Annotated in this window: 16 protein-coding genes; 10 read left to right on the forward strand and 6 right to left on the reverse strand. The window is 70.0% G+C overall.

Annotated elements, in window-relative coordinates; all coding sequences use genetic code 11:
- Positions 1 to 50: 50 nt before the first annotated feature.
- A complete protein-coding gene (locus tag ABZ471_RS04880) occupies positions 51 to 1,349 on the reverse strand; it encodes a M18 family aminopeptidase (protein ID WP_359062463.1) in 1,299 nt (432 codons plus the stop codon).
- 132 nt (positions 1,350 to 1,481) lie between these two features.
- The gene (locus tag ABZ471_RS04885; protein ID WP_359062465.1) at positions 1,482 to 3,308 is read right to left on the reverse strand and encodes an acyl-CoA dehydrogenase; all 1,827 of its coding nucleotides are present in this window, start codon (positions 3,306 to 3,308) and stop codon (positions 1,482 to 1,484) included.
- Positions 3,309 to 3,451: 143 nt separating this feature from the next.
- Between ABZ471_RS04885 and ABZ471_RS04890 the strand changes: the two genes are divergently transcribed.
- The 5 genes from ABZ471_RS04890 (at position 3,452) to ABZ471_RS04910 (ending at position 6,991) form a co-directional block, all read left to right on the forward strand.
- Positions 3,452 to 3,925 (forward strand): SseB family protein, encoded by a 474-nt coding sequence (locus ABZ471_RS04890; RefSeq protein ID WP_359062467.1) that lies wholly within the window; start codon positions 3,452 to 3,454, stop codon positions 3,923 to 3,925.
- Between the two features lie 182 nt (positions 3,926 to 4,107).
- Positions 4,108 to 4,239 carry a hypothetical protein gene (locus ABZ471_RS04895; RefSeq protein ID WP_359062469.1) on the forward strand — a complete coding sequence of 44 codons (132 nt, stop codon included), beginning with the start codon at positions 4,108 to 4,110 and terminating at the stop codon, positions 4,237 to 4,239.
- A 112-nt stretch (positions 4,240 to 4,351) separates the two neighbouring features.
- Positions 4,352 to 5,323, forward strand: a complete 972-nt coding sequence (locus ABZ471_RS04900; protein WP_359062471.1) for a pirin family protein — start codon at positions 4,352 to 4,354, stop codon at positions 5,321 to 5,323.
- Positions 5,324 to 5,539: 216 nt separating this feature from the next.
- Positions 5,540 to 5,770 (forward strand): hypothetical protein, encoded by a 231-nt coding sequence (locus ABZ471_RS04905; protein ID WP_359062473.1) that lies wholly within the window; start codon positions 5,540 to 5,542, stop codon positions 5,768 to 5,770.
- A 174-nt stretch (positions 5,771 to 5,944) separates the two neighbouring features.
- Entirely contained in the window at positions 5,945 to 6,991 is a 1,047-nt protein-coding gene (locus tag ABZ471_RS04910; protein WP_359062475.1) for an AI-2E family transporter, read from the forward strand.
- Here ABZ471_RS04910 and ABZ471_RS04915 read toward each other — a convergent pair.
- Positions 6,961 to 9,105 (reverse strand): SpoIIE family protein phosphatase, encoded by a 2,145-nt coding sequence (locus tag ABZ471_RS04915; RefSeq protein ID WP_359062477.1) that lies wholly within the window; start codon positions 9,103 to 9,105, stop codon positions 6,961 to 6,963. The two genes, ABZ471_RS04910 and ABZ471_RS04915, sit on opposite strands and share 31 nt — an antisense overlap.
- 275 nt (positions 9,106 to 9,380) lie before the next feature.
- Here ABZ471_RS04915 and aspS point away from each other — a divergent pair, with 275 nt between their 5' ends.
- Positions 9,381 to 11,144 carry an aspartate--tRNA ligase gene (gene aspS / locus ABZ471_RS04920; protein ID WP_359062479.1) on the forward strand — a complete coding sequence of 588 codons (1,764 nt, stop codon included), beginning with the start codon at positions 9,381 to 9,383 and terminating at the stop codon, positions 11,142 to 11,144.
- A 131-nt stretch (positions 11,145 to 11,275) separates the two neighbouring features.
- Positions 11,276 to 12,160: an intradiol ring-cleavage dioxygenase gene (locus ABZ471_RS04925; RefSeq protein WP_359062481.1), complete on the forward strand. Its 885-nt coding sequence runs from the start codon at positions 11,276 to 11,278 to the stop codon at positions 12,158 to 12,160.
- A gap of 1 nt (position 12,161) precedes the next feature.
- Here the strand turns inward: ABZ471_RS04925 and ABZ471_RS04930 are convergent, their stop codons facing one another.
- The gene (locus tag ABZ471_RS04930; protein ID WP_359062483.1) at positions 12,162 to 12,842 is read right to left on the reverse strand and encodes a nucleotidyl transferase AbiEii/AbiGii toxin family protein; all 681 of its coding nucleotides are present in this window, start codon (positions 12,840 to 12,842) and stop codon (positions 12,162 to 12,164) included.
- 92 nt (positions 12,843 to 12,934) lie between these two features.
- Between ABZ471_RS04930 and ABZ471_RS04935 the strand changes: the two genes are divergently transcribed.
- The 3 genes from ABZ471_RS04935 (at position 12,935) to ABZ471_RS04945 (ending at position 15,359) form a co-directional block, all read left to right on the forward strand.
- On the forward strand, positions 12,935 to 13,282 hold the full coding sequence (locus tag ABZ471_RS04935) for a DoxX family protein (RefSeq protein WP_359062485.1): 348 nt from the start codon (positions 12,935 to 12,937) through the stop codon (positions 13,280 to 13,282).
- Between the two features lie 94 nt (positions 13,283 to 13,376).
- Positions 13,377 to 14,720: a polysaccharide lyase family 1 protein gene (locus ABZ471_RS04940; protein ID WP_359062487.1), complete on the forward strand. Its 1,344-nt coding sequence runs from the start codon at positions 13,377 to 13,379 to the stop codon at positions 14,718 to 14,720.
- 108 nt (positions 14,721 to 14,828) lie between these two features.
- Positions 14,829 to 15,359 (forward strand): FG-GAP repeat protein, encoded by a 531-nt coding sequence (locus ABZ471_RS04945; protein WP_359062489.1) that lies wholly within the window; start codon positions 14,829 to 14,831, stop codon positions 15,357 to 15,359.
- Positions 15,360 to 15,442: 83 nt separating this feature from the next.
- Here ABZ471_RS04945 and metG read toward each other — a convergent pair whose 3' ends face one another.
- Both metG and ABZ471_RS04955 read right to left on the reverse strand, forming a co-directional pair.
- On the reverse strand, positions 15,443 to 17,158 hold the full coding sequence (gene metG / locus ABZ471_RS04950; protein WP_359062491.1) for a methionine--tRNA ligase: 1,716 nt from the start codon (positions 17,156 to 17,158) through the stop codon (positions 15,443 to 15,445).
- A gap of 138 nt (positions 17,159 to 17,296) precedes the next feature.
- Positions 17,297 to 18,670: a VWA domain-containing protein gene (locus ABZ471_RS04955; protein WP_359062697.1), complete on the reverse strand. Its 1,374-nt coding sequence runs from the start codon at positions 18,668 to 18,670 to the stop codon at positions 17,297 to 17,299.
- Between the last annotated feature and the right edge of the window lie 19 nt (positions 18,671 to 18,689).

The following is an 18,689-nucleotide window of genomic DNA, read 5'->3' on the forward strand; positions in this document are numbered from 1 at the left end:
TTCCGGTTCCGGAATCTCCGGTGCCGGTCGGGTACCCGGCCGTGCCCCGACTACCCCTCCAGGAACGCTGTCAGTGCGTTCGCCAGGTGGAACGGATCGTCGGCGCCGCACAGTTCGCGGACGCTGTGCATCGACAGGATCGCCACGCCGATGTCGACGGTCCGGATGCCGTGCCGGGCCGCGGTGATCGGGCCGATGGTGGTGCCGCAGGGCATCGAGTTGTTGGAGACGAAGCTCTGCACCGGCACGCCCGCCTTCTCGCATGCGGCGGCGAACACCGCCCGGCCCGAACCGTCCGTGGCGTAGCGGTTGTTGACGTTGACCTTGAGGATCGGGCCGCCGTTGACGCGCGGGTGGTGCGTCGGGTCGTGCCGCTCCGCGTAGTTGGGGTGGACGGCGTGGCCCGTGTCGGAGGACAGGCAGACCGTGCCGGCGAAGGAGCGGGCCCGGTCCTCGTACGACCCGCCGCGCGCGAACACCGAGCGCTCCAGCACCGTGCCGAGCAGCGGGCCGTCCGCGCCGGTGTCCGACTGCGAGCCGTTCTCCTCGTGGTCGAAGGCGGCCAGCACGGGGATGTGGGTGAGCGCGGCGCCGGAGGTCGCGGCGGACGCCAGGGCGGCCGCGCCCGCGTGCACCGACAGCAGGTTGTCCATCCGGGGCCCGGCGACCAGCTCACGGTCCCGGCCGAGGTAGGCGGGCGCCTCCACCGGGTACGTCATCAGGTCCCAGCCGGCCACCGAGCCCGCCGTGAGACCCGCCTCCGCCTCCAGGAAGGCGATCAGGTCGCCGTCGCGCAGATCGTCGCCGAGACCCCATACCGGCTGCAGATGGCGCTGCTTGTCGAGCTTGAGGCCCTCCGAGGCCACCGAGCGGTCCAGGTGGATGGCGAGCTGGGGCACCCGCAGCAGCGGCCGGTCCACGTCGACCAGGACCTCGGTGCCGTCGCGCAGGGTCAGCCGGCCGGCCAGGCCCAGGTCCCGGTCGAGCCAGGAGTTCAGCAGCGGGCCGCCGTAGATCTCCACCGCGACCTGCCGCCAGCCGTGCGCCCCGCTGTCCGGCCGCGGCTTGACCCGCAGGTTGGGCGAGTCGGTGTGCGCGCCGATGATCCGGTACGGCGTGTGCGGCTGGGCGCCTTCGGGGACGTACCAGGCGACGATCGCACCGCCACGCAGCACGTACCGGCCGCCGCTCGACTCGTCCCAGGCGTCCGTCTCGGCGACCTGCCGGAAGCCTGCCTTCTCCAGCCGCTCGGCGGTGTTCGCCACGGCGTGGTACGGCGACGGGCTCGCCGCCAGGAAGGACATCAGGTCGTCGGTGTGGCCGCGATCGAAGCGGGCTGATGCGCTCATGGGGCTTACCTTAACGACGTGCGTGGGCCCGCCCCCCTTGAAGGGAGCGGGCCCACGGCTGCGATCAGTGGATGCGGAACCGGCCCTCGACGCTCGAGCGGAACCGGTTCCGGTGCCTGTGGAGCCGGTTTCTCAGAACGCGGCCTCGTCCAGCTCCATCAGGTCCAGCTCGACGGTCTCCGAGATCTTGCGGGCCAGGGTGACGCCCGGCAGGACGTTGGCCGCGAAGAACTTCGCCGCCGCGATCTTGCCCGTGTAGAACGCCACGTCCTTGGCGGAGGCGGTCTCCAGCTTCTCGGCGGCGACCGCCGCGCCCTTGAGCAGCAGGTAGCCGACGACCACGTCACCGGAGGCCATCAGCAGGCGGGTGGTGTTCAGGCCCACCTTGTAGATGTTCTTGACGTCCTGCTCGGTGGCGGCGAGGTCGGTCAGCATCAGGCCGACGATGGCCTCCAGCTCGACGGCGGCCTTCGCGAGGTGCTCGCGGGCGCCGGCCAGCTCCTCGCCGCCCGTGCCGAGCGCCAGGAACTTCTTGATGTCCTCGGCGAGGGAGTTGAGGGCCGCGCCCTGGTTGCGGACGATCTTCCGGAAGAAGAAGTCCTGGCCCTGGATCGCGGTCGTGCCCTCGTACAGGGTGTCGATCTTGGCGTCGCGGATGTACTGCTCGATCGGGTACTCCTGCAGGAAGCCGGAGCCGCCGAAGGTCTGCAGCGACTGGGCGAGCTGCTCGTAGCCCTTCTCGGAGCCGTAGCCCTTGACGATCGGCAGGAGCAGGTCGTTCAGGGCCTCCAGCGCGGTGATGTCCTCGCCCGCGGCCTCCTTGACCTGGATCTCGTCCTGGATGGAGGCCGTGTAGAGCACCAGCGCGCGCATGCCCTCCGCGTACGCCTTCTGCGTCATCAGCGAGCGGCGCACGTCCGGGTGGTGCGTGATGGTGACCTTGGGCGCGGTCTTGTCCATGAACTTGGCGAGGTCCGGACCCTGGACGCGCTCCTTGGCGTACTCGAGCGCGTTGAGGTAACCGGTCGACAGCGTGGAGATCGCCTTCGTGCCGACCATCATGCGGGCGAACTCGATGATGCGGAACATCTGGCGGATGCCGTCGTGCTTGTCGCCGATCAGCCAGCCCTTGGCGGGGTGCTGGTCGCCGAAGGTCATCTCGCAGGTGTTGGAGGCCTTCAGGCCCATCTTGTGCTCGACGTTCGTCGCGTACACGCCGTTGCGCTCGCCCAGCTCGCCGGTCTCGAAGTCGAAGAGGTACTTCGGGACGAGGAAGAGGGACAGGCCCTTGGTGCCGGGGCCGTGGCCCTCCGGGCGGGCGAGGACGTAGTGGAGGATGTTCTCCTCCATGTCGTGCTCACCGGACGTGATGAAGCGCTTCACGCCCTCGATGTGCCAGGAGCCGTCCTCCTGCTGGACGGCCTTGGTGCGGCCGGCGCCCACGTCCGAGCCGGCGTCCGGCTCGGTGAGGACCATGGTGGAGCCCCAGGTCTTCTCGACGGCGATCTGGGCGATCTTCTTCTGTACGTCGTTGCCCTCGTCGAAGAGGATGCCGGCGAAGGCCGGGCCGGAGGCGTACATCCACACCGCCGGGTTGGAGCCGAGCAGCAGCTCCGCGTACGCCCAGATCAGGGAGCGCGGGGAGGTGGTGCCGCCGATCTCCTCGGGCAGGCCGAGCCGCCAGTACTCCGAGTCCATGAAGGCCTTGTAGCTCTTCTTGAAGGACGCCGGGACCGGTGCGGTGTTCGTCGCGGGGTCGAAGACCGGCGGGTTGCGGTCGGCGTCGGCGAAGGACTCGGCCAGCTCGTTCTCGGCGAGGCGGGTCAGCTCCTCGAGGACGCTCTTGGCGGTCTCGGTGTCCATCTCCTCGAACGGACCGGTGCCGTAGAGCTTGTCGCGGCCGAGCACCTCGAAGAGGTTGAACTCGATGTCGCGGAGATTGGACTTGTAGTGCCCCATGGTGACGGCTCCGTATAGGACTCGGCGAGGCACTGGCTCCTCGCATCTGGTTCACGTACCAACAAGTAGCTACGATGATGCTACCCGTCGGTAATAAGAAGCAACCCCGAACCGGTCATCTGTGACTCAGTACGCTTTGGTCCATGTACGGCTACGACCAGAACCTGGGTGCCCAGCAGGGGTACGCCCAGCCGCAGCAGCAGATGCCGGGCGGTGTCGGCGGCTACGGCCAGCAGCCGCCGCTGTACCCCGAACCGTCCCCGCCCTCGCTGGCGGACGCGGTGCGCGCCTTCACCACCGGGCAGATGTCCGCCGAGGACTTCCAGCAGATCTTCGCCACGTCGAAGGTGTACTGCCCGCGCGGTGACACTCCGGGCTTCCTCGCCCTGCACAACACCCAGCAGCCGGTGATCCCGATGTTCACCTCGCTCAAGGAGCTGCGCCGGTACGCGGGCAAGGAGTCCAAGTACTTCGTGATCACGGGCGCGGAGGTCATCGACCTCCTCCCGACCGGCTACGGCTTCGTGCTGGACATGGAGGGCGAGCACCGCATGGTGTTCGACGCCAAGGCGGTCGAGCAGATGGTCGACTTCGCGATGCGGCGGATGTACGGCTAGACGCCGTTGCTGCGCCTCCTCCGAGGAGGAAGCGTCCCCCCCTGTTTGTCGCGGGCATGCCATAGGGTGTCCCGGGCAGCCGCCCCCCGTGCGTCGCCGCTCTCCCGGCGGTCGCGTCCGGGCGTCGTGCGGCGCTCTCGATCTCCCGGCGCCTCCGGGACTCTTGTGGGGGGTTCATCACTGTGCGTAGGCGCAGCACCTCGGCCGCGACGGCGCTCGCGGTCCTCTTCGGCTCCGTCGCCCAGCACTGCAGGACGGCGAGGATCGGCTCGACGACGTACGGCGCGTGGAAGTACCTGCACGTCAGCAACTGACCCCCTGCTGGGGGCGGACGGCCCGGAGGGAATGCCCTCCGGGCTCTCTGTGTTCTGGGTGGCAGAAAGTTCAACGCTCAACTAAAGTGGGCGTACCAAGGAGGTACCGACCATGCCTGCAGTGACCGTCGAGAACCCGCTGACGCTGCCCCGCGTGACCGCACCCGCCGACGCGGTGGCACGTCCCGTGCTGGCCGTCACGACCGCACCGAGCGGTTTCGAGGGCGAGGGCTTCCCGGTGCGCCGGGCGTTCGCGGGGATCAACTACCGTCATCTCGACCCGTTCATCATGATGGACCAGATGGGCGAGGTGGAGTACGCACCGGGCGAGCCCAAGGGCACGCCGTGGCACCCTCACCGGGGCTTCGAGACGGTGACGTACATCATCGACGGGATCTTCGACCACCAGGACTCCAACGGCGGTGGCGGCACCATCACCAACGGCGACACCCAGTGGATGACGGCGGGCTCGGGCCTGCTCCACATCGAGGCTCCGCCGGAGTCCCTGGTCATGTCCGGCGGCCTCTTCCACGGCCTGCAGCTGTGGGTGAACCTCCCCGCCGCGGACAAGATGATGGCCCCGCGCTACCAGGACATCCGCGGCGGCAACGTTCAGCTGCTGACGTCCCCGGACGGCGGCGCGCTGCTCAGGGTCATCGCGGGTGAGCTGGACGGCCACCAGGGCCCCGGCGTCACGCACACACCCATCACGATGATCCACGCGACCCTCGCCCCGGGCGCCGAGATCACCCTGCCCTGGCGCGAGGACTTCAACGGCCTCGCCTACGTCCTGGCGGGCCGCGGCGCGGTTGGCGCCGAACGGCGCCCGATCCACCTGGGCCAGACCGCGGTCTTCGGCGACGGCTCCGCGCTGACCGTCCGCGCGGACGAGAAGCAGGACGCGCACACCCCGGACCTGGAGGTCGTCCTCCTCGGCGGCCGGCCCATCCGTGAACCCATGGCCCACTACGGCCCGTTCGTCATGAACACCAAGGACGAGCTGATGCAGGCCTTCGAGGACTTCCAGAAGGGCCGCCTGGGCACGATCCCGGCGGTGCACGGCATGACCGAGGGCGGGCTGTAAGCCCCGTCGTCCGGCTGCGAGAAAGCCCCGTCCGGGTGCTGGACGGGGCTTTTCGTGTGCGAGGCGCAAGGCGGCGCGCCGACACGGATGGACTAGGTCCGGAAGGCATCACGCCAAGCGGGCCCCTAGCGTCGCAATTGCGCGACTGTTCCACGGCGCGCATGAGTGGTCGCTCTCGGTAGCGAACTCGCACACAGACCAGTTCAGGAGTCACATATGAGCAGCATCCGCAGGTTCATGGCGTGCACCGCGGCAACCGCCCTCCTCACCGTCGGCGGCGTCACCCTGGCCGCCCCCGCCCAGGCACAGACAGCCGTCGCCCAGCAGAGCGCGGCCACGGTCGTCGCCGGCGGCGACGGCAACGAGACCGTCGATTGCGGTCTCCTCGGCCTCGGTTGCCTCCTCCACGGCCTCCTCGGTGGTCTCCTCGGCGGCCTCCTCGGCTGAGGAAGCTCCGGCAGCGCCTGGCCGGCCGCCGCACACACCACGGCCGGCCACCGCGCGCACCATGAGCGGCCGCCCCGTGAAGGGGCGGCCGCTCATGGCGTCGCGGGCGACGTGCCGTCACCCGGGCGGCCCGCCCGACAGGACGGCCCGCAGGGCGTGTGGTCGCCTGGGAACGTGCCGTTGCTGCCCGACCCCGTCCGCCGCCTCGCCGCCTGGTGCGTCGTGCTGCTCCTCGTCGCCGCGGTCGCCTGGGTCGGGGTGAGGCTCTGCGCGGAGTTCCGTACCGCCGTCATCCCGGTGCTCCTCGCCCTGCTCGGAACCGCGCTGCTGGGCCCGCTGTACCGCCGCATGGTGACAGCGGGCCTGCACCGGTCGCTCGCGGCCGGCCTGACCTGCGTCGCCGTGGTCGCCGTCGTCGGCGGCGCCGTCTACATCGTCGTCGCCGCCCTCATCGACACCGGCGACCAGATCATCGCCTCGCTCCGGGCCGCCGCCAAGTCCGTCGCACAGCACTTCGGCGCCGCCGGCACCGGCCTCGACGACCTCGCCGCCAACTCCCGCAAGCTGCTCAGCAGGTTCGGCGGCACCGCGGCCTCCAACGTCATCAGCGGGGTCAGCGTGGTCGGCGAGAGCATCGCCATGGCCGTCCTCGCCCTGCTGCTCGTCTTCTTCTTCCTGCGCGACTCCCACCGTGCGGTCGGAGCGCTGCGGACCCTCGCCCCCGGGAACACCGCCGACATCCTGGAGGCCATGGCCCGGCGCGCCTTCGAGGCCGTGGAGGGGTTCATGCGCGGTACGACCCTCATCGCCCTCATCGACGCGATCTGCATCGGCATCGGCCTGCTGATCCTCCAGGTGCCCGGCGCGGTCGGCCTTGCCGCACTCGTCTTCGTCACCGCCTACATCCCCTACCTGGGCGCCTTCCTGTCCGGCTCGGTGGCCGTGCTCGTCGCCCTCGCCGACCGCGGTTTCGTCATCGCGCTGTGGGCGCTCGGCGTCGTGGTCGGGGTGCAGGTGCTGGAGGGGCACGTGCTCCAGCCGGCCATCCAGAGTCGGACCGTGCAGATGCATCCGGCGGTGGTGATGCTGGCGATCACCGCCGGGGCGTCCGTCGCGGGCATCCTCGGCATGCTGCTCTCGGTACCGCTGATCGCGGCCGCCTTCGGGGTCGCGGCGGAACTCCGTGAGCGCTACGGCGTTCCCGAGCCGTCGGACTCGTAGAACTCGAACCAGATGGTCTTGCCCTCGCCCCGCGGGTCCACCCCCCACGCGTGCGCGAGCAGCTCGGTCAGGACCAGGCCGCGGCCGGAGGAGGCCAGTTCCCCGGGCCGGCGCTTGTGCGGGAGGTCGTCGCCGGTGTCCGTGACCTCCACCCGCAGCCGGCGCCCGCCCTGCTCCCCGGTGGCCTCGGCGAGCAGCAGCGCGTCGGCGTCGGTGTGGACGAGGACGTTGGTGACCATCTCGGAGACCAGCAGCACCGCGGAGTCCACCTGCTCCTGCGACACCCAGTCGTGCAGCAGCTCGCGCAGGTGCTGGCGGGCCTCGGCGATCCGCTCGGGCTCGTCCTGCGCCACCGACAGCAGCGTGCGCCGCACCGTCGGGCGCACGATCACGGTGTCGCCGCAGCCGGCTCCCGGCCGGCACAGCAGCAGCACCGCGATGTCGTCCTCGCGGCGGTCGGCCAGCGGTCCGGTGGTGTGGTGCGAGGACGGCCCGTGCACGCCCTGCACCAGCGCTTCGGCCAGCGACTCCAGGTTCCCGTGATGGTCCTCCAGGATCCCGCGGATGCGCCGCCAGCCGCTCTCCATGTCGTGCCCGCCGGTCTCGATCAGACCGTCGGTGCAGATCATCATCGTCTCGCCGGGCTGGAGCGTGAACCGGGTCGTCGGGTAGTCGCCGTCCGGGTCGATGCCCAGCGGCAGCCCGCCCGCGGTCGGCCGCATCATCACCGTCCCGTCGGCCATCCGGATCGCCGGGTCCGGGTGCCCGGCACGGGCGATCTCCAGCGTCCCGGTCGCCGGGTCGGCCTCCACGTACAGGCAGGTCGCGAACCGCGCGTCGGTCATGTGCTCGTCCTGGGTGATGCCGTGCAGGAAGCGGGAGGCGCGGGTGAGTACGGCGTCCGGGCGGTGCCCCTCGGAGGCGTAGGCGCGCAGCGCGATCCGGAGCTGGCCCATGAGGCCCGCCGCGCGGACGTCATGCCCCTGGACGTCCCCCATGACCAGCGCGAACCGCCCGGCGCCGGACCTCGTCCGGGAGGTGCCCCCGGGCAGCGGGATCATGTCGTACCAGTCCCCGCCGACCTGGAGCCCGCCGCCGGTCGGGATGTAGCGGGCGGCCAGGCGCATCCCGGGGATCTCCGGGCCCAGCGAGGGCAGCATGGAGCGCTGCAGGCCCTCCGCCAGCTCCCGCCGGGAGTCGGCGGCGCCGGCCCGGGACAGGGCCTGGGCGAGCATCCGGGCGACCGTGGTCAGGACGGCACGCTCGTCGGGCGTGAAGGCCACCGGGTACGTGAAGGCCGCCATCCAGGCGCCCATCGTGCGGCCGGCCGCCGTCAGCGGCAGGAACGCCCACGAGCTGCGGCCGAACTTCTCGGCCAGCGGCCAGGTGACCGGGTAGCGCCCCTTGTACTCGCCGGGAGAGGAGAGATAGACGGCCCGGCCGGTGCGGACGACCTCGGCGGCCGGGTAGTCGGTGGCCAGGGACATATGGGAGAAAGGGCCGTCGTCGCCGGGCTGGTGCCCGTGGTGGCCGATGATCGTCAGCCGGTCGCCCTGCACGCCGAACACCGCGAGCCCGTCGGGGGAGAACCCGGGCATGGACAGCCCGGCCGCGACCCGCAGCACCTCCTGCGTCGACCGCGCCTCGGCCAGCGCCCGGCCCGCGTCCAGCAGGAACGCCTCACGGGAGCGCCGCCAGTCCCCGGTGACCGCGCTGCGGGCCGCCGGTGTGCCCGGGGTCGGCTCGGTGACCTCCTGGAGCGTGCCGGTCAGCTCGTAGACCCGTCGGACAGCGTCAAAGGACGGCTTCGACCGGCTGCGTACGACCCGTAGGACACGCCCCTGCTCGTCCATGATCCGGATGCGCACCTCGGCGAGCGTGCCCTCGGCGGCCGCCAGCTGCACCACCCCGGTGATCTCGTTCCAGTCGACCGGATGAAGGCGGGCCCGGGTCTGGGCCTCGGTGAGGGTGGTCGGCTCCGCGGGCAGCCCAAGCAGCCGCGCCGCCTCCGCGTCGACTGTCACCAGTCCGGCTGCCGTGTCCCAGTGCCACAGCCCCGTTGCGAGAGCGGCGAGGACGTCACCTACGGACGGTAGGGGCTCGCCTGTGCGCATTGCCCCAATTTATGAAGATCTTATCCGTGGGCGCCACTGTAAGAAGACCCGATTGGCGGTATTTATTCTTGGAGGTGCCGCCGAGAGCGTGGAGCCGGTGCTTTGGAGGTGCCGCCGAAGACGGGCGGGGGAATCCGGGCCGGTGGGCCGGAGAAATGGTGGGGAGCCGATCTTTGCGTGCCCGGTACCCTTGATGGGTCCGGGCCCCGTGCCCGTTCCGGCCGAGGCGGCAGCCCCGGCACTCATCACCCCACCACGAAGGACGATGAACGACGATGCATCGGTACAGGTCCCACACCTGCGGCCAGCTCCGCGCCTCTGACGTCGGCACCGACGTCCGGCTGAGTGGCTGGCTGCACAATCGGCGCGACCTGGGCGGCATCCTCTTCATCGATCTGCGCGACCATCACGGCATCACGCAGCTGGTGGCCCGTCCCGGCACGCCCGCGTACGAGACCCTGGACAAGATCTCCAAGGAGTCCACGGTCCGCGTCGACGGCCAGGTTGTTTCACGTGGAACCGAGAACGTGAACCCCGACCTGCCCACCGGCGAGATCGAGGTCGAGGTCACCGAGGTCGAGCTGCTCGGCGCGGCCGCCCCGCTGCCCTTCACGATCAACGCCGAGGACGGGGTCAACGAGGAGCGGCGCCTGGAGTACCGCTTCCTGGACCTGCGCCGCGAGCGCATGCATCGCAACATCATGCTGCGTACGGCCGTGATCTCCGCGATGCGGCACAAGATGGCGGCGATGGGCTTCAACGAGATGGCGACGCCGATCCTGTCCGCCACCTCCCCCGAGGGCGCCCGTGACTACGTGGTCCCCTCCCGTGTGCACCCGGGCAAGTTCTACGCGCTGCCGCAGGCGCCGCAGCAGTTCAAGCAGCTGCTGATGATCTCCGGCTTCGACCGCTACTTCCAGATCGCGCCCTGCTTCCGCGACGAGGACGCCCGCGCGGACCGTTCGCCGGGCGAGTTCTACCAGCTCGACATCGAGATGTCCTTCGTCGAGCAGGAGGACATCTTCCAGCCGGTCGAGAAGCTGATGACCGAACTCTTCGAGGAGTTCGGCAACGGCCGCCACGTCACCTCCCCCTTCCCGCGTATCCCGTTCCGCGAGGCGATGCTGAAGTACGGCTCCGACAAGCCGGACCTGCGCGCCAAGCTGGAGCTGGTGGACATCACCGATGTCTTCGAGGGCTCGGAGTTCAAGGCGTTCGCGGGCAAGCACGTGCGCGCACTGCCGGTGCCGGACGTCTCCGCGCAGCCCCGCAAGTTCTTCGACCAGCTCGGTGAGTACGCCGTCGAGCAGGGCGCCAAGGGCCTGGCCTGGGTGCGCGTGGCCGAGGACGGCTCGCTCTCCGGCCCGATCGCGAAGTTCCTCACCGAGGACAACGTCGCGGAGCTGACCAAGCGTCTGTCGCTGGCCCCCGGCCACGCGGTCTTCTTCGGCGCGGGCGAGTTCGACGAGGTCTCCAAGATCATGGGCGCGGTCCGCGTCGAGGCGGCCCGTCGCGCGGGCCACTTCGAGGAGGGCGTCTTCCGCTTCTGCTGGATCGTCGACTTCCCGATGTACGAGAAGGACGAGGAGACCGGCGGGATCGACTTCTCCCACAACCCCTTCTCGATGCCGCAGGGCGGTCTGGAGGCCCTGGAGACCCAGGACCCGCTGGACATCCTGGGCTGGCAGTACGACATCGTCTGCAACGGCGTCGAGCTGTCCTCGGGCGCGATCCGGAACCACGAGCCGGAGATCATGCTCAAGGCCTTCGAGATCGCGGGCTACGACCGGGACACCGTCGAGGAGAAGTTCGCGGGCATGCTCCGCGCCTTCCGCTTCGGCGCCCCGCCGCACGGCGGCATCGCCCCCGGCGTGGACCGCATCGTCATGCTCCTGGCGGACGAGCCCAACATCCGCGAGACGATCGCCTTCCCGCTCAACGGCAACGCCCAGGACCTGATGATGGGCGCCCCGACCGAGCTGGACGAGACCCGCCTTCGGGAGCTGCACCTGAACATCCGGAAGCCGCAGCCGAAGTAAGGCACGGTTCGGCAAGATCGGCAGGAAGGGCTCGAAACCGGCGTCGGTTTCGAGCCCTTCCGCTTGTGCACCTCGATTCACAGCTCTTTCCGATGTTCCCGCGGGGATTCCGGCTTCTACCGTTCCTGGCCATGACGGACACTCAGGAAGTGCTGCGAGACAAAGGCCGGTTGACGCGTCGTACGGTGCTGGCGGCCGGCGGCGTGGCCGTGACGGCGGCGGGGGTCGGCGGCGCCCTGGCCGTGAACGCCTCGGCGCAGGAAGAGACCTCCGGAGACGCCTGCTACACGCTCACCTCGGAGCTGGTCGAAGGCCCCTACTACATCGATGCCGACAAGATCCGGCAGGACGTCACGGAGGACGAGGAGGGCATCCCCCTCGCGCTCACGCTCAAGGTGATCGACGCGGAGACCTGCAAGCCGCTGAAGGACGCGGCGGTCGACATCTGGCACTGCAACGCCGTGGGCGTCTACTCCGGGTACGAGGCGATGGGCAGCGGCGGTGGCGGGGGCGGCGGCCCGGCGCCGACCGGCACGCCCACGGGTACGCCGACCGGCACACCCACCGGGGCGCCGCCGTCCGGCATCCCGGGCGGCGGACACCAGGAGCCCACCGACGACAAGCGCTACCTGCGTGGTACCTGGCGCACGGACAGGCACGGTCACGTCACCTTCCGGACGGTCTTCCCCGGCTGGTACCAGGGCCGCTGTGTGCACATCCACGTCAAGGTGCATGTGGACGGGACGTGGACCGACGCCGGCTACGAGGGCGGCCACACCTGCCACACCGGCCAGCTGTTCTTCGCCGAGAAGGCGGTGCTGCTGACGGAGGACGTGGCGCCGTACTCCACCAACACCACGAGCCGCACCACGCTCGACGAGGACACGATCTACCCGGGCGACGGCCACGCGGGCGGCCTGCTGTACCTGAAGTACGACAAGAAGCACATCGCCCGAGGTGTGCGCGCCCATCTCACCCTCGGCGTGGCCCCGGACAGGACGAGCGACGGCAGCTGAGTCAGCCGTCCTCCGGGTCGGGGGACGCGCCGTCCTCCAGCAGCCGCTCGGCGATGTCGTCGGACCAGTGCTGGGCCCAGGCACGCAGGGCGGTGATGGCGGCCTCGTCCAGGCCGTACCGCATGAAGTCCGCGTCGGAGTAGAAGTCCGTGCCGGTGAGGCGGGACTGGAGGGCGGGCAGGTCGAAGGGATCGTGGGCGTGGCGGCGGCCGAGTTCCTCCAGGTCGGGGAGGGAGAAACGGGTCGCCGCCGCCTGGGCGTCGATCAGGTCGACGGCCGCGCCCCGGTCGTAGAGGGCGCGGATCTTCGTACCGACGGCGTCCTCCAGGGAGAGGGCGGGGCCGTGGTCGGTGAGCTGCGGTGGCTGCCAGAAGGCCTCCTTGTGCAGCGCGAGGACGCACGGCTCACCGCTCGACGGGTCGGTGACCGTCAGCTGCGCGGTGAGCACGGTCCCGGCCCCGGCCCGCACCTGCCTGCCCCGCGCCTCCAGCGCCGCACCGACGGCGCCCGCGATCCGGTCCATGGCCTCGGGACTCTCGGTGGCGAAGTCGAGATTGGCATGCGGGCGCTGCAGCAGACCATGCGCCTGGAGGGCGTATCCGCCGGCGAGGACGAGGACGTACGGGCTGCCGACCGAGACGACATCCGCGAGGAGCCGGCGGTGGGATTCGGGGATGTTCACGGGAAGATTTTTCTGGCTTCCTGTCACACTCGCGCGACGACGCGAGACAGAGGGGTGTCCGTCACTCAGTGATCGCTCGTTGGGAGCCTCTCATGCATATCGCCTACGTCGTCGTCACCCTGCTCGCCGCGCTGATGGCCGGGTTCTCCGGGGCCGTGCTGCTCATGCGGGCGCAGTGGATCGTGCAGGCGCTCACCGACTACCGGGTGCCGCGGGGGTGGTGGACCATGCTGGGGGTGGCCAAGGCCGCCGGGGCCGTGGGGCTCGTGGTGGGGTTGTTCGTGCCGGTCATCGGGGTGCTGGCGGGGATCGGGCTGGTGGTGTACTTCCTCGGCGCCGCCGTCACCGTGGCTCGGGCCCGTTGGTACTCGCACGTTCCGTTTCCGCTCGTCTACGCCGCGCCCGTGGCCGGTGCGCTGGCGCTCGGTCACCTGGCCTAGCCGGAAGGAAATGTGTGCGGCGCGGCAACTTCCATGGGAGCGGCGGCCACTGAGGGGTCGTAAGGCATCTTCAGCAGACCCTAAGGACTCCTCCGTGGCAGCTCCCTCCCACCGCCGGTCCCTCCGTAAGCGGCGCACCCTCGCCGTGTCCGCCGCAGTCGTGGCCGCGGGTGTCGGCGCCGGTGTGTTCGTGATGAACGCGAACGCCACCGCCGCCGACCTGTACCACCGGACGCTGCCCGGCAAGGACGGCTGGGCCGCCTCCGGCACGGGGACGACCGGCGGCGCGAAGGCCGACTCCGCGCACACCCTCACCGTCTCCACCAGGGCGCAGCTGGTGAAGGCGCTGGGGTCGGCCTCCGACACCACGCCCCGGATCATCAAGGTCAAGGGCGCCATCGACGCCAACACCGACGACAGCGGGAAGAAGGTGAGCTGCGCCGACTACGCGGCGGGCACCGGCTACTCGCTGTCCGCCTACCTCAAGGCCTACGACCCGGCCACCTACGGCCGCTCCAAGCTGCCCTCCGGTACCCAGGAGAAGGCCCGCGCCGCCGCCCAGGCCAAGCAGGCGAAGAACATCGTCTTCAAGGTGCCCGCCAACACCAGCATCGTGGGCGTGCCGGGCACGAATGCCGGGATCACGGGCGGCATGCTGCAGATCCAGAACGTGGACAACGTCATCGTCCGCAACCTCGCCTTCTCCGCGACCGAGGACTGCTTCCCGCAGTGGGACCCGACGGACGGCGACGACGGCAACTGGAACTCGCAGTACGACTCCGTGACCCTGCGCGGCGCGAGCCACGTCTGGGCCGACCACAACACGTTCACCGACGCGCCCCACCTCGACGGCGCCAACCCGAAGTACTACGGCCGCGAGTACCAGATCCACGACGGCGCCCTCGACATCACCAAGGGCTCGGACCTGGTGACCGTCGAGCGCAACCAGTTCACCAACCACGACAAGACGATGCTGATCGGCAGCAGCGACAAGGACAGCACCGGCAAGCTGCGGGTGTCCATCCACCACAACGTGTGGAAGGGGATCGTCCAGCGGGCGCCGCTGGCCCGCATCGGTCAGATCCACCTCTACAACAACGTCTACGACACGCCCACGCTGAACGGCTACGTCGTGCAGTACAGCATCAACTCCCGGGCGAAGGCCCAGGTCGTGGCCGAGAACAACTACTGGAGGACCTCCGCCTCCCAGAAGATCTCCAAGCTGCTGAGCGGCGACGGCACCGGCTCGGTGGCCGGCGGCGGCAACCTCGTCAACGGCACCGCCACCGACCTCGTCGCCGCCTACAACGCCGCCTCGTCCAAGAAGATCAGGACGACGGTGAACTGGACGCCGGCGCTCACCGCGGGCCTGGAGACGTCGGCGAAGAACCTGCCGACCGAGCTGGCCACCACGACGGGCGCGGGCGTCCTGAAGTAGCCCGGCCACGTCGTACAACCGTTCGCATCCTCCGTCTGTCTCCTGTGGCGCAGCCCTGATCTGAACGGCAGATGTCCCCGGACTGACGCAGGAGGAAAGGACGGACGTATGCACAGAGTTCGGAGACTGGCCGTGCTGGCAACCGCCACCGTCGTGTCGGTGGGCACGGCCGTCCTGGGCGCGGGCGGTCCCGCCTGTGCCGTGCCGAACTCCAAGGCACCGGCGACCGGCAAGAAGGCCGACTTCAACGGGGACGGCTACGGCGACATCGCGATCGGAGTGATGCAGGAGAGCATCTCCGGGGTCAGGACGACGGGCGCGGTGACCGTGCTGCGCGGGTCGTCCAAGGGCCTGACCGGCACCGGCTCGGTGTCCTGGCACCAGAACACCGCCGGGGTGCCGGGCGTCAACGAGCCGTACGACATGTTCGGCACGCAGATCTCCCTGGTCGACATGAACGGGGACGGACGTAGTGAACTCGCCGTTGGTACGCGTTCCGAGAACATCACTGAGGGCAACGTCTGGTACTTCAAGTCCGGCAGCGCCGGCCTGACCACCAGCGGGGTCGTCTCCATCGGCCCGAAGACGGTCGGGCTGACGGCCAAGTACCGCGCCTTCGGCGGCTACTTGGTCAAGTGAGCCGATGCCCGGACGGGACGAGGTCCGGGCACGGGAAGGACCCCGGCGCATCCCGCGCCGGGGCCCTTCCCGTTGACCGTGACTCAGGCGGGGTCGCCGCCGAAGCGCTCCTTGTACGTCTCCAGGTCCTCGTCCGTCAGCTTGGCGAAGAGGACCGGCGGGACCGTGAAGGGGGTGCCGGCGGGGACGGAGGCGAGGGCCTTCGCCGTCTCCGGGGTGGCCCAGGCCGCGGTGTCGTTCTCCAGGGAGAACGCCTCACGCATGGTCTTCGCCGTCGCCGGGATGAAGGGCTCCGAGACCACCGAGTAGAGGTGGATCAGGTTCATCGCCGTACGCAGCGTCAGGGCGGCGGCGTCCTTGTCGGTCTTGATCTCCAGCCAGGGGGCCTTCTCCTCCAGGTAGGAGTTGCCGGCCGACCACAGGGCGCGCAGGGCGGCGGCCGCCTTGCGGAACTGGAGGGTCTCCATGTGCGACTCGTACTCCGCGAGGAGGGACGCGATCTCCTCGCCGAGGCGGGCCTCCGCCTCGCCCGGCTCGCCGCCGGCGGGCACGTCGTCGCCGAAGCGCTTGCGGGAGAAGGACAGGACGCGGTTGACGAAGTTGCCGAGGGTGTCGGCGAGGTCCTTGTTCACCGTGGCGGTGAAGTGCTCCCAGGTGAAGGACGAGTCGTCCGACTCCGGGGCGTTGGCGATCAGGAAGTAGCGCCAGTAGTCGGCGGGGAGGATCTCCAGGGCCTGGTCGGTGAAGACGCCCCGCTTCTGCGAGGTGGAGAACTTGCCGCCGTAGTACGTCAGCCAGTTGAAGGCCTTGACGTAGTCGACCTTCTTCCACGGTTCGCGCACGCCCAGCTCGGTGGCCGGGAACATCACCGTGTGGAAGGGGACGTTGTCCTTCGCCATGAACTCCGTGTAGCGGACGTCGGTGTCGACGTCGTACCACCAGGACTTCCAGTCGCGGTTCTCCGGGTCCTGGTCGGACCATTCCTTCGTCGCGCCGATGTACTCGATCGGGGCGTCGAACCAGACGTAGAAGACCTTGCCCTCGGCCGCCAGCTCGGGCCAGGTGTCCGCCGGGACCGGGACGCCCCAGTCCAGGTCACGGGTGATCGCGCGGTCGTGCAGGCCCTCGTTCAGCCACTTGCGGGCGATGGAGGAGGCGAGCTGAGGCCAGTCCTCCTCGTGCCGGGAGACCCACTCCTCGACCTCGTGCTGCAGCTTGGACTGGAGGAGGAAGAGGTGCTTGGTCTCGCGGACCTCCAGGTTCGTGGAGCCGGAGATCGCGGAGCGCGGGTTGATCAGGTCGGTCGGGTCCAGGACCCGGGTGCAGTTCTCGCACTGGTCGCCGCGGGCCTTGTCGTAGCCGCAGTGGGGGCAGGTGCCCTCGACGTAGCGGTCCGGCAGGAAACGGCCGTCGGTGGGCGAGTAGACCTGGCGGATCGCGCGCTCTTCGATGAAGCCGTTCTCGTTCAGCCGGCGGGCGAAGTGCTGGGTGATCTCGCGGTTCTCCGGGCTGGAGCTGCGGCCGAAATAGTCGAACGCCAGCGCGAAGCCGTCGTAGACCGCCTTCTGGGCGTCGTGCGCCTGGGCGCAGAACTCGGCCACCGGGAGGCCCTGCTCCTTGGCGGCCAGCTCGGCGGGGGTGCCGTGCTCGTCCGTCGCGCAGATGTACAGGACGTCGTGGCCGCGCTGGCGGAGGTACCGGGAATACACGTCCGCAGGGAGCATGGACCCCACCATGTTGCCCAGGTGCTTGATCCCGTTGATGTACGGAAGGGCGCTGGTCATGAGGTGTCGAGCCATCGCGGGCTGCTCCCAGGTCGCTACGTGTACGAACCTTGAAATCGTAGCCGACGTGTGTATGCCGCCCGCTTCCCGTTTTACGGGATGAGAAGCGGGCGGCACGGGGGTGGGGCGGGGTGTGCGGAGAGTTACGAGGGGTTACGGGCGCCAGTTCGCGAGGACGCCCTCGTACAGCTCCGTGTCCGTCAGCTCACGGGGGGTCGGGCCCGCGTGGAAGAAGGACGTGTTGTCGGTCTTCAGTTTGCGGAGGTAGTCGAAGGCCTTGTTGTCGTGCTCACCGAAGGCGACGAAGGAGAAGAACACGGTGGGGTGGTTCTTCGCGGCTTCGGTGAGGGACTGGGTGGCGGGGGTCTTCGCGTCGGGGGCGCCGTCCGTCTGGAAGATCACCAGGGCGGGGGTGGCGGGGGCCGCGTTCTTCTCGTGGTGGGTGAGTACGGCGTCCACGGCGGCGTGGTAGCTGGTACGGCCCATGCGGCCGAGGCCGGCGTGGACGTCGTCGATCTTGGTCTCGTGGTCCGGGGCGAGGGTGAGGTCGGTGGTGCCGTCGACCTCCGTGGAGAAGAAGACGACGTGGACCGTGGCCTCGGGGTCGAGGTGGGCGGCGAGGGCGAGGGTCTGGTCGGCGAGGGCCTGGGCGGAGCCGTCCTTGTAGTACGCGCGCATGCTCGCGGAGCGGTCGAGCACGAGGTAGAGCTTTGCTCGGGTGCCGGTGAGGTCGGTCTTCTTGAGGGTGGTGGCGGCGGCCTTGTAGGCGGTGGTGAGGGAGGGGGTGCGGGACTTCACGCGGGTGAGGGGGGTGGCGGGGGTGAGCTCGGCCTCCTCGGCGGGCTCGGGCTCGACCTCGGCCGCGGGCTCCGGCTTCACCTCGGCCACCGCCTCGGCTTCGCCTTCGGCGGCGATTTCGTTCCCACCCGCACCACCCGTGCTGCTTTCGTCGTCGACTGCGGGTGGCCCCTGTGGGGCGTCCCCGCCATCGGCGGCCGCCGGCTCCGGGGCGGTCTCAGCCACGGGCTCAGGCTCGCCGACAGCCTCCGCCTCGGAGACGGCCTCTACGACCGGCTCGGGCTCGGCCTCCACGACCGCCTCCGACACCGCCTCTACGACCGGCTCGGGGTCGACCTCAGCCAGGGGCTCCGGCTCCACCTCGATCACCGGCTCAGCCACGACCTCGGCGACCGGCTCAGCCACAACCTCTGCCACCGGCTCGGCCTCCGCCACCGGCTCGGGCTTCACCTCTGCCACCGGCTCGGCCACCGGCGCAGGCTCCGCCACGGGCTCGGTCACCGGCTCAGTCGCGACCTCGGCTACCGGCTCAGCCACGACTTCGGCCACCGGCTCGGGCTCAGCCTCCTGCACCGGCTCAGGCTCCGCCGCGACTTCGGCCACCGGCTCAGCCTCAGCCACGACCTCCGTCGCCGGCTCAGCCACGACCTCTGCCACCGGCTCAGCCTCAGCCACGACCTCCGTCGCCGGCTCAGCCACGACCTCTGCCACCGGCTCAGCCTCAGCCACGACCTCCGTCGCCGGCTCA

It is taken from the genome of Streptomyces sp. NPDC005728, assembly GCF_040630895.1.
Lineage (GTDB): Bacteria > Actinomycetota > Actinomycetes > Streptomycetales > Streptomycetaceae > Streptomyces.